The following is an 11,753-nucleotide window of genomic DNA, read 5'->3' on the forward strand; positions in this document are numbered from 1 at the left end:
AAATTATTTTGCGGGATTTATATGTTTACCGCCACTTAGGTATAGTAGCGAAAATTTATGTTGATGCGAGAGTGAGTTCGTGGCGTTGAGGTATAATATGCGCTGCATCAATAATATTACGATTAGGAATAATGAAACTATGGCTGCAATTCCACAAAAATATGAAAACGCCGAACGCTGGGCTTTTGGTGATACTGAACAAGTCGCGGATGATTTATTGGCGCTGGTTCTCAATGGCACCAAAACAGCAACTTGTGCGGCATTAGATGATGAAGGTGTCCCGCAGGCGGGTGATGTATTTGTTGTGGTCAATGGTCGCAATGAGCCGGTATGCGCAGTTGAGCTGACGGATGTTGAGTTGAAAACCTTTGATCAGGTTGATGAGGCGCACGCTTTGGCTGAAGGTGAGGGCGATCGCACATTGGCTTACTGGCGTAAAACGCAACAACGTTTTTTTGAGGAATATGAACTCTTTTCCCCAGATATGATGCTGATTTGTATGCAATTCAAAGTGCTGGAAATATTCTAATAGCCGATTCATCCAGCAAGGAAACTGATTCGTTTTTGGTTAGTTGGTTTTATCGAATATGAAAGAAGAAACCGCCACTCATAAATTTTAGCTATGGGTGACGGATCTTTGAACTATCAAGTCACCCTCATTACCCAGGCATCTTGATGTCGGTCATAGTGCTTTTTGTAGAGCAGTTTATCTTGACCATCTAATGTTGCGGGAATACTGGTACTTTCGTCCCACCCATCGAGCTGCATACACAATTCAGGATCCGATTTACACGGGATACTAACCGTGTTCTCACCTTTACCTACTGGTGCGGACAGCACTGCATCGTCAACTTCGAAATCTCTGATTTTTACCACAGTATTTCCCATAAAGACTCCTTCCTAACCTGGTGGTATGAGGTGTGACCAGATTGGCCGCCTTATTGAGAATAGCCGAGCTTAAAAAAAGTGCCAGAAGTTGTCGCGAAATAATGCTGCGTTCCTAGCAAGGAAGTTCGGCTAAATTAAACTGATTACGCCCATTCTTTTTAGAATAATAAAGCGCCTGGTCAGCAGCGAGCATTAAATCAGACTGATCAGTAATGCTGCTGTGCAGATGGGATTGGTAGACAGTGACACCCAAGCTGATGGTGACTTTGCGAAATTTACTTTCACTATGCTTGATACCCATCGCGCGGATAGATTGCAAAATGTGCTCAGCAACCAGACTGGCCCCTTTTTGATCAGTATCCGGCAAGATAGCCGCAAATTCCTCACCGCCATAACGAGCCACAATATCGGTGCTGCGTTTCAATGACTTACGCAATGCTCTGGCGACCAGTCGCAGGCAGGCATCACCAGAGATATGGCCGTAACAATCATTGAAATTCTTAAAGTAGTCGATATCAATCATTAACACTGCCAGTGGCGAAGCTGAGCGCCTTGCCCGCATAAATTCATGGGCGAGCACTTTCTTGAACTCTCGACGATTGGGTAATTTAGTCAATGAGTCGGTTCTGGCTTGAATTTCGAGACGTCGATTAGCCTTAATCAGTTTAAGTTCCAGCAACTTACGCTCGTGGATATCTTCTGCTGTGCCGTACCAGCACTCCACATTGCCGTGGTCATCTACACTGGGTACGGCGCGAATACGCATCCAGTTCCAACCTTTTTCCACATGACAAAAACGTATTTCGACATCAAGTGGGTCATGTGTTTGCAGAGAATGCTCCCAACTTATTAATGTAGGATGGCGGTCATCAGCATGAATGGTTCGCAGCCATCTGTCTGCCAACGCTTCTTCGCGGGTTAGCCCAGTGATTTTTTCAAAGCGAGAGCTGACATTGGTGATCATGCCGTCTGGGGAGGCAGTCCAGGGGATCTGTGGGTTCAGTTCCACCATATTGCGATAATGTTGCTTACTGCTACGCAGCTTCTCTTCCATCTTTTTCAGTGCAGAGATATCAATCATGGCGACGGACAGGCCACTCACCTGACCACTAGGATATCTGGCGGCATTGATGCGCATGAAAAATACCCGTTGCTTATCCGGCATTTGAAACTCGGCATCGGGGATGCTGTCGTTACAATAGGCTTTTAGCAGGGCACTTTGCAGTATAGGGATGATACCAGGCAAGAAATCAGCCACCTTATGACCATTCACTTCAACGGTTTTTTTACCTAATAATTCTGCCAGATAGTCATTTACCGTCAGGTAGTGCAAGGCTGTATCAATAAAGCACAGGCCGGCTGGGGCACTGGAATAGATGGATTCCAACTCGAAGAGGCGCTGACTGGCATTGTAAGGTAAGTTGCTAAGATTACGGTCTATTCCCCGATAACCTTTGAATTCCCCATTGTCGTCAAAAAGCGGAATACCACTGCTTTCTATCAAGACTTCGCTGCCATCTGCGCGGATATTACGGTTTTGTAATCCCGCGAAAGGAATGCGCTCAGCGGCAATTTCGGCGAATAGTTTTCCTACCCGATGAGCTTCATCTTTGGGCATAAAATCAAATGGGGTTTTGCCGATCACTTCATGAGGAAGGCGGCCTAGCAGCTCGATAGATTTTGCAGATGAAAACGTATAACGGCCAGCGACATCAACTTCCCAGATCCAGTCTGAATTATTTTCGATGATATCCCGTAAGCTGTTCATTTCTTTTAACAGAGCAATGTCAGCTGATTTTTCCCGATTATCATAATCAGTCATGATGCCCACTCCTGTTTAATCGCGGCTTTCCTTAGATAGAAGTCTGTCGGCTATTATTTAAGCCCGCAGATTGTATAACAGGGACAGATTTAGTACAGCTCATTCGGAATATTCTTATCTACAAATTATTTTATTATGATTATCACACTGAGAAATAAAGGAAAACCGGCAATGACCCATTTGAGGATATTGAAAAATGGGCCTCCCAGATAAAATTAGCAATCAATACACCAGAACCAGGCTAACATTATCCCGATAGTCGCCAGGCGTTTTTTGATTCTGATTGGGGTTAATCACCGCGCGAAAAGGAACGAGCTGCGCGGCTCCAGTTCCTGAACCGGGTTGCATTGAACTCGCATCCCACAGTGTGGTGCCGGAAGCGTTCTGATACAGTTGATATTGCAGATAGTCAGTGACAGTTGCGGAATTTAGTTTCATTTGTCGCCAATTCGTCACTGGGTTATCCCCTGGCGTCACATAAGTATTAAAGGTGGTGCCTTTGGTGCAGGTGAGGGTGATATTTTGGCTGATTGGGCTAAATTGTCCGACTAATGCAAAACTACCGAAATTGACATCTGGGGCGCTATTAATGGCGCAATCTTTGCTGACCACTAAAGTGACGGTCACTGAGGATATCTCAGTACCGCTGCCACTCCAATATCCTCCGATGCATGCGCCTAACGCAGCGATTTTGCAAATATTGTAAGTCCAGGCCAGATTGATGACATCAGTATAAGTACCAGCACTGATATTGACGTTAATTGCGCCGTTGGTTCCGGTACGAATATATAGCGGTAGGCTGGCCGTGATCCCGGTTAGGCCTACGACCAGTAGATTAGCGCTGCTGTAGTCCAGCACACCATTTATGCCCAGTGCGGGGCTAAAAGAACTGTTGCGATAAATCGAGTAAGGAATCAGGTCACCAGCTGCGTTCTTTAGGTTAAGATTATTCGTAGTGGTGGTTATTTTGGCTGACAAGGAATAGGAAGATAATAAACTGACGCCGGTACCAAGACAAGACATCGGCGTATTGCCCTGAGCATTAACGGCGGTGCTACCAGCGGCCACTGATGAGCCTGGCGGCAGGGTGACTGCGCCGGGGGAAAAGGTGCAGGAGTCAGCTAGAGCGGGAGGAGCAATAAGCCCTATCAGTAATATCAGCAAAGCGATAATACCCAAGTGGTTAGCTACAAAGCTGATTCTAATGTTATTTGGGGCCATATCCTCTCCATCATTTCCGCTATTATTGGCTTATTTGCAGGTTACTGTGCCAATATCCTGAATGCCTGTGCTGGCCTTAAGGGCAAATTGCAGATAGCAACGAGCTCCATTGTCAGCCCGGATTATTTTCAGCTTATTTTGTGGCTTAGCTTGTTCAATATAAGTAATACCATCCCAGCCGACATAACTGACCAGTTTTGTCTCAGAGGTAAATACCGGGCTACCCTTAGGCAAATCTTTACCTGACTCATCGGTGATACGTAGTGTTGCGGAGGTGATTTGTTCTAATGGGAAGTCGATTAAATAACCACTGCGCTCGCTAATAGCCAGGCGCCGTTCAACTTCAGGCGTGGAAACATCTGCCGGTAAGCTCATTGGGTCAATCTGGAATTTTGCCTGATAATAAGATGTGACATTAGGAACTAATAAATAACCATCGTCGTTGGTTGTGCCGATCAGCTGATTTTCATAACTCACAGGAATCTGACCAAATCCATGAGTTGATATCAGTGCGAAAGCATCATTAATAGTGTTACTGGCATAGACACCATTATTCATTACCACCAGTGATCCGCTGACTTCGCCCCAGCTTTGATAATCACCTTGACTGCCATACACACCAACCCGGCTCTCCAGCGCGCGCGTCCGCCAGATAAGGTCAGCCTGCTGATAGCTACTATTTTCACCGGTACCATTGGCATAAGCCAGATTCCAGCCAAACCCGCCGTTAGTTGGGGTTGCCCGGCTATAGTTTACGCGTTGGCTCCAATTGTTATTGGTATCGCGCACACTACTGATACTGCCAGCCCCCCAATCCCCCAGAGGAATGCTTAGCACCATCTGTGCGTTATAGCCCTTACTGCCCAATTCGCGGTTGAGTGAAAAGTAAACACTGGTGTTGTGCCAGAGGGTGGTGTTGTAGCTAATATTAACCAGACGAGTTCGCTCACCTAATGCATCACGGACGTCAAAGTAACCTGAGCCGATTGAACCATACGCACCTAACCCCAGGCTGCCGGTAATTTGGTCAGTACGGCGGCTGGGCCGGTATTCACTTTTATAATTTGCCAGGTCGCCATAGTTTGGGCTGCGGTTAATCCGTTGCGCGTTCAAGCTGAAAAAAGCGTTGCTATAGCTGTAGCCAAGCGAGTATTGATTGCCGCGTCCGCCATAGCGCAGAGATGATGAGGATGGTGTGGTGCTGACATCTGTTTCTGTAGGGGCGATACCACTGCCTAAAACTGCATCACCGGCGTTACTGATAGTGTAAGAACTATTTAGAACACCATAATTTCCGACCCGCAAACTGGCCCCACTGCCCACCACATTCAGCTGTTTGGCGATATCGGCTCGCCCTTCCAGTGTCAACCAGGGGGTGGTGCCATAACGTAGTACTCCGCTGGCTACTGGCTCACCATAGTCAGCGGATCGAATGCCATAGTTTTGGCGCAACATGCCACTTGAAACACTAAAATCCCATAAACCGGGTTTGAGCAAATCGCTGGCGACATAAAAGGGGATTGAGGTGCTGACCTGGCGGCCTAACGCATCGGTGGTGACTACCGTTGCTTGCCCTGCGCCATTGATTCTTGGCCCATTATCAATCACAAAAGGGCCGGGGTTAACGGATGCCGATTGCGTTCTAAAGTTATCAATATAGAGATCAACTGTACTGGGAATGGCCGCCTGACCGGCAAACTGCGGCAGTGGGTAAGTCACTAAGTCCGGGCGAATAGCAAAGTTACGTGACACTTGCAGGCCGCCCACCCGCACTGAGCTACTCCACGCCAGCGAGCCGGTTATCAGGTCGCCCGCACTGTAGCTCAGTAAGTGATTCTCATCATTTAATCGCCACTGAGTATCGTAGCGGACATACCCTTTTTCTACCGTAACGTTATCGGTATCTGTCAGGTTAGTACGATAAATTCCGGTGTTACTGATCAAGCCAAAATGATCAAACAGGCGCTGTTCTGTCCAGGCCGAAGCATTGCTGGGTTGGCCGCTGCTATTTCCCTGGCTGGCATAGATATCGTAGTTAAACAGTAGGCCGAGACTGCTTTGCGCCAGATTGTAATCCTCTGTTGCCGTAGTATTCACTCGCTGCTGAGGCAGCCATTCGCTTGGCACATCAATGAGTAATCTCTGGCTGTCACCTTGATAGGTGACATGAACTTTATCCATGACATCAATAGCTACTTCGGGTGTGTTGGGTGCAGATGCGGGGAAACCAACCGCTTTTAACTGTTCGGGTGTCAAATAATAGTGGCCATCGCGATAAATCACGGGCACGGCTTCGCCAAAGTTACGGCCATTAACCACCAGTTCAAGATATAAGGTGGTGTCAGGCATCACCGCAGCAGATGGCGGAGGTGGCAAATCATCCCCCCTTACCGTTAGTGGTATAAATGCAGGGGATATCATTGATGCATACACCAATGTCAAAAATGGCGACAGCCTGAATTTGATAATCATCCCAAACCCTAACGTATTGACAGTTATTCCCATTTATCAATGCTATAGCGGCGCATCAATCAATAAAGACTCTTCATATGAATCGTCTATTGATGGGGAATAACGACAGGTTTTGTATGACTATTGACCAACGCAGTTAATTGCCCGCTATTGGCAGACGCAGGAACTTGAAAACGCATCTCATTACCCGGCAGAACATAGCCCATCAACCCATTATTGAGACTGGTATTCTGTAAGTTGACTCGAGATATTCGGGCATGGGTTTGCCCTTGATTTCGAATAGCCAGCCATGTTTTGCCACTATCCTGCACCAGTTTGTAGCTGAGACTCAGCGGGAAAAATGTTGCTGGATTATTGGCATCTTCAGACTTCAGACCATCACCATAGATGAATAATGGGACGGAATAGCGCATCTGAAACTTCAGCCCCATATTTAAAGAGGGGGTGGCGGCATCTTCGTTGGGATCTTTACGCGGGATCTCATCAATCAATACTCTGAATGCTTGTTCCTGACCTGCTGGTACTTGCGTATTTTTAATCAGCCGGATCAACTGACGTTTGCCCGGTAAAATTGTGGCAACCGGTGGGCTGGCGATGACCGCAGATTGATTGCTGTAATCTTCTTGTCCGGACTTTTGCTGCCAGCCTAAAACCCGAATTTGCATATAAACGGGCTGGCTGTCTTTATTTTCCAGCCACAGTGCAGTGGCTTTCTCATGACTATTGATCACCGGATCGATGGGCCAAATAAGTACCGAGGAGGCAGCATAAAGTGGGCTACTAGCAAATGCCGAAGCAAATAAAACCAACGACGCAAGTGATGTTAATTTAATCATGGTGAACTCCTTGTCGGTAAAATACACACAAAATAAAAAGTAATTTAATAAGTGACGGTCACTAATAGCGTATCGGTGTAATTCCCCGCAGTGGGGAATGAGCTACTGGCAAACAATTGCGCATATAAAACGATCTGCTGTAGCGTGCTATTTGCAGTAATGACCTGCGCAGTGCCGCCGTTACTGCCATTGCCCCAAATAACACTGCGAGCGCTATCTTGAAATACTTGATAAAACAGATATTCACCGGTTGCGCTGTTGAGTAATCGCCTGCCAGTGGCAATATTCCCAGTGGTATTTGCACCACTATTTAACGCCAGAGTGATGCTTGGCGTACCACTGCATTGAATAATGATTGAACCGGCATTTTGACTGGAAACGATATTGATGGCCGTTGACAGTGAAGAGACATTGCCAAAATTCAGCGCACCAAAGCTGCTGCTATCGGTGTTGCCACTGCCTAAAATGCAGCCCGGCAATATGGTGGCATTAACGGTAAAGGCGCGATTTAGCGTTTCCCCATAACTGCTTGTCATAGGCAAACCCAGCAGGCTAAAGACCAGTAATGTCATGAAGGTGGGATAGAAACTGTTAAGCGTCATCTTGCTTCCCCCTACCAATTGACCGTGACTTGAATGGTATCGGTATAAATGCCCACCGAGGGTGTGCTCTGTATCGGAATTAGCCCATAGACGGGGAGGGTGACGGGCTGCCCGCTGGCAACTTGAGAAATCCCGACGGTATTGTCCCAAATATGGCTATGTGCGGCGTCGGTATACAGGTTGTAATTGACATGCTGATTTGTCGGCCCTCCGACTAAATAGCGGCTGCTGACGCTCCCACTCTGCCCGGCGCTGAGTAATACGGTAAAACTGGTGTTTTTGCTGCATTGCACGGAAATTGCTCCACTGTTGGCTTGACCGATAACGCTTATCGGGCGGTTCAGCACAGTGACTGAGCCAAAATTCAAGGTACCAAAGGTGGTCGCCCCCGCTGTCGTCGTACCTGCAATGCAGGTAGGCAATAACGTCGCATTAACCGTGATATTGGCCGTTTTCGAGACGGCATAAGCTGGATAAATTTGCAGTAATAACAGTGAGAAAATGAACCCTAACAGCACTGTTTTATCGGTATTTATCCGTAAATTATCTGGCGTGATACCCAGAGCCATACCTGTTACCAACTGACCGTCACGTTGACGGTATCGGCATAGGTACTAACACTGGGTGTTGTTTGTGTCGGAACTTCACCATAAATGGTGAGTGGGATGGCGGTACTAATCGCGACCGCAGTGCCAGTCAGTTGATCAGAGCCTGTCGCACCCCAAGCCTGAGAATAGCCATTGTCTTTATACAAATTATAATTTACAAACTCTGTCGTCCCACCTGCCAGGCGGCGCTGGGCAAGTAAAGCATGTGCACCATTATCTATTCCGATATTGTAGGTAGTACCTGCACTACAGTATAAATTTAACGCGCCATTAGCTGTGCTGCTGTACGCCTGTCTGATTCGGGTATTTAAGGTCGAGACGGTACCGAAGTTTATAGTGCCTAAATTGGTTATCCCACCAGCGTTCGTCCCGTCGTTGATATAACACCCCGTAATAATGGTTAATGTCGCACCTAGCGTTCCGGTTACTGTGCCAGCACTTTCTACTGACGGAGCTGCTTGTAATAAAACCATTGCACCTAGAATAAGTAAGGGTTTCTTCATTATTTCTTCCTTAATCATAAAATTTGCAGCCAGGTAATCTAGAATTGAGTTGCGCCAATAACGTAGCGCAACTGATGTTTTCGACACTAATCATTAAAAAATCTAGATAATTAATTAATAGCAGCAAGATGCAAAAAGTGTTCAATATTAATCAAAAAATTACTCATCCATCTCATATCTATCATTTATTGGGTATTTTTCTTGAAAAATGACAGAGCTCGTTTAACCCCTACATTCAAGATGAATTGATGTTTTATGGTTCTAATTCTTAATGTGAATCCTTTCAGCAGAGTCATAAACTCGTAATATCTATGGAGAGGGGGATATTTATTGATTAGATTTGTTTCTTAAGTGGATGACAGAAATCCCCAGCGCTATTGTGGCTAATAGTGCTGCAACGCCGTAAGTCAATTGCATTCCCTGGATAATATCCGTCGTAGCTGCCAGTTGAATATTTTGAGCGGTCGACGCGAAGGCAAAAATAGCCCCCATAACCGATGCGCCAGTGATAAGCCCAAGGTTGCGTGACAGGTTAAGCATGCCGGAAACGACACCCCGTTGATTGGCACTCACAGATTGAATCATTAGCGTATTGTTAGCCGTCTGGAAAATGGCATAACCAGCCGTAATCAGGCAAACCGGGAGAACATAGCCCAGCGCCCCCCAGCCTGTGGGGATGATCGCCAATATTGTGGCGCCAAACGTGACGCCGACCAATCCGCCGGTGACCATTATTTGAGCACCTAATTTATCCACCGCATAGCCCGCCGGAATACCTCCTAGCGCCGCGACTATCGGGCCAGCAGACATCGCTAAGCCAACCCATTGTGCTGGCAAGCCCAGCGCCCGTGAAAGATAAAATGGCCCAACAATCAATGTGGACATCATGATGGTAGTGACCAATGTGCTCATGATTAAACTGCCGCGCAGTACTGAATGGCGCAACATAGCGGTTTGAATTAAGGGGAATTTCGCCCTTTTTTCTGCCCGACTAAATAGCCAGACACCGATGGCCGCAGCTGCTAATAACGCTAAATTACGTGCATCGAACCTGCCATGTCCCCATGTCATCGATAGCGCATACAGCGCCAGAGTTAGGCCTAACAGCAGCATCCCGATGGGGTCAAAACCAGATTGCGGTTGAGTGAATGCAGTCCGATTACAGGGCAAGTAACGCGATATCAGTAGCAGGGCCAACAGTCCCAAAGGGATATTAATTAAGAACATGGCAGGCCAGCCAAACCCGGCAATGAGTATGCCGCCGAGAGAGGGACCAAGTGCGGTACCGAGGGCGGAGACGGTGCCGAGCATACCCATAACTCGCCCGGTTTTTTCTGGGTTAACCGTTTCACCTACCAATGCTAATGTCAGTGTCATCATGGCGGCAGCACCTAACCCTTGTAAGACTCGGGCGGCAATCAGTATCCCCATCGTGGGTGCCAATGCACAACCCACTGATGCGACGGTGAATAATCCAATTCCGGCTTTTAGCAACAGGCGCTTGTCAATGATATCGCCCATGCGCCCAATACTGATGGCCGATGTGGTTATCGCCAACAAGTAGGCTAATACCACCCATTGCGCATCCTGAAATGAGGCATTTAAAGCCTGCGTTAATGTGGGCAACCCTACATTGGCAATGCTGGTGGCTAATGACGAAAGCAGCATCGGCAGGGAGAGGCTGAGCACTGTTTTTCGCAGGTTGGTATCTTCGACTTTGAGTGAGTTTATATTGTGGGTATTGGCTTTCATGTGGGAATAGCTCCAAATAAGACTTAGTCAGAGGCTATTCCATTACATAACAGGGCGGAAGACGCACTGAATGCAGTTTATTACTGCATTCAACGCCATGTTATCACCGGTTGTGCTAGAGTCACTGAATGACAAAACCTGATCTCAATTTACTCCTTACTCTCAATGTTCTGCTGACAGAAGGCAGTGTGGTGCGTGCCGCCCAGCGATTGGGACTAAGTCCATCGGCAATGAGCCGTGCGCTGGCGAGATTACGCCAAACCACCGGTGATCCTTTATTGGTTAGGGCGGGGCGGGTGTTGGTTCCCACGCCAAGGGCGCTTGAACTGCGTGAGCAGGTCAGCCAATTAGTTGAGGGCGCAACATCGGTGCTGCGCCCGGCGGAGAAACTCAATCTTGCACAGCTGACGCGTATTTTCACATTGCGTACCAGTGACGGTTTTGTGGAAAATTTTGGTGCGACGCTGTTGGCGCGAGTTAACCAAGATGCTGCGGGGGTGCGGTTACGCTTTATGCAGAAAATGGACAAAGACAGTGCATTGCTGCGTGATGGCATTGTCGATCTGGAAACCGGTGTCGTGGGCTCTTCGGCCAGCCCTGAATTGCGCACGCGCGGGTTATTTCGCGATCGCTTTATTGCTGTTGTCAGGGCGGGGCATTCATTGAGCCAAGGGGAGATATCACCCGAACGCTATGCTAGCCAGGGCCATATTATGATTTCACGGCGTCAGGGCCATAAAGGGCCAGTTGATGATGCTTTACAATTAGTGGGTCTGGAACGAAACGCAGTGACTTATGTTGACGGAATCTCGACCGCGTTGGCATTAGTGAAGGGATCAGACTTGGTTGCCACGGTTCCTGAACGTCATACCCGAAACCTGCGCAGCGGGATGTTCAGCTTTTCTCTGCCGATAACCTCACCGGTTATCATGATTTCTATGCTCTGGCACCCACGAATGGAGGCTGATCCGGCGCATCGTTGGTTGCGCCAATGTGTGTTGGATGTGTGTGGTGATGACTATCAGGGCGGCGTAACGTTACCGCCCTGA

The 11,753-nt window shown here is 47.6% G+C and carries 11 protein-coding genes; 2 read left to right on the forward strand and 9 right to left on the reverse strand.

The genetic code is table 11. The features are described 5' to 3' along the window. Positions 1 to 139 precede the first annotated feature (139 nt). On the forward strand, positions 140 to 529 hold the full coding sequence (locus QSV56_RS10655) for an ASCH domain-containing protein (protein ID WP_019079251.1): 390 nt from the start codon (positions 140 to 142) through the stop codon (positions 527 to 529). Between the two features lie 116 nt (positions 530 to 645). Here the strand turns inward: QSV56_RS10655 and QSV56_RS10660 are convergent, their stop codons facing one another. From QSV56_RS10660 to QSV56_RS10700, 9 genes are all read right to left on the reverse strand, one after another. Continuing rightward, positions 646 to 888, reverse strand: a complete 243-nt coding sequence (locus QSV56_RS10660; protein ID WP_019079252.1) for a DUF1480 family protein — start codon at positions 886 to 888, stop codon at positions 646 to 648. Between the two features lie 112 nt (positions 889 to 1,000). Continuing rightward, positions 1,001 to 2,710 (reverse strand): diguanylate cyclase, encoded by a 1,710-nt coding sequence (locus QSV56_RS10665; RefSeq protein ID WP_019079253.1) that lies wholly within the window; start codon positions 2,708 to 2,710, stop codon positions 1,001 to 1,003. A gap of 222 nt (positions 2,711 to 2,932) precedes the next feature. Then, positions 2,933 to 3,931, reverse strand: a complete 999-nt coding sequence (locus QSV56_RS10670) for a spore coat protein U domain-containing protein (protein ID WP_046051013.1) — start codon at positions 3,929 to 3,931, stop codon at positions 2,933 to 2,935. 30 nt (positions 3,932 to 3,961) lie between these two features. Then, positions 3,962 to 6,403 (reverse strand): fimbria/pilus outer membrane usher protein, encoded by a 2,442-nt coding sequence (locus QSV56_RS10675; RefSeq protein WP_050131250.1) that lies wholly within the window; start codon positions 6,401 to 6,403, stop codon positions 3,962 to 3,964. Positions 6,404 to 6,489: 86 nt separating this feature from the next. Continuing rightward, on the reverse strand, positions 6,490 to 7,239 hold the full coding sequence (locus QSV56_RS10680; protein WP_050869971.1) for a molecular chaperone: 750 nt from the start codon (positions 7,237 to 7,239) through the stop codon (positions 6,490 to 6,492). 44 nt (positions 7,240 to 7,283) lie between these two features. Next, positions 7,284 to 7,841: a spore coat U domain-containing protein gene (locus QSV56_RS10685; protein WP_050121740.1), complete on the reverse strand. Its 558-nt coding sequence runs from the start codon at positions 7,839 to 7,841 to the stop codon at positions 7,284 to 7,286. Between the two features lie 11 nt (positions 7,842 to 7,852). Continuing rightward, positions 7,853 to 8,410, reverse strand: coding sequence for a spore coat U domain-containing protein (locus tag QSV56_RS10690; RefSeq protein ID WP_019079259.1), 558 nt, complete (start codon positions 8,408 to 8,410; stop codon positions 7,853 to 7,855). A 5-nt stretch (positions 8,411 to 8,415) separates the two neighbouring features. Further along, positions 8,416 to 8,952: a spore coat U domain-containing protein gene (locus tag QSV56_RS10695; RefSeq protein ID WP_019079260.1), complete on the reverse strand. Its 537-nt coding sequence runs from the start codon at positions 8,950 to 8,952 to the stop codon at positions 8,416 to 8,418. Between the two features lie 327 nt (positions 8,953 to 9,279). Further along, complete coding sequence (locus QSV56_RS10700) at positions 9,280 to 10,704, reverse strand: MFS transporter (RefSeq protein WP_301212312.1); 1,425 nt, start codon at positions 10,702 to 10,704, stop codon at positions 9,280 to 9,282. 128 nt (positions 10,705 to 10,832) lie between these two features. On the opposite strand from QSV56_RS10700, the gene QSV56_RS10705 reads away from it, so the two are divergent. Next, positions 10,833 to 11,753 carry a LysR family transcriptional regulator gene (locus tag QSV56_RS10705; RefSeq protein WP_046051007.1) on the forward strand — a complete coding sequence of 307 codons (921 nt, stop codon included), beginning with the start codon at positions 10,833 to 10,835 and terminating at the stop codon, positions 11,751 to 11,753.

The sequence above is a fragment of the Yersinia sp. 22-579 genome, assembly GCF_030433455.1.
GTDB lineage: Bacteria > Pseudomonadota > Gammaproteobacteria > Enterobacterales > Enterobacteriaceae > Yersinia > Yersinia enterocolitica.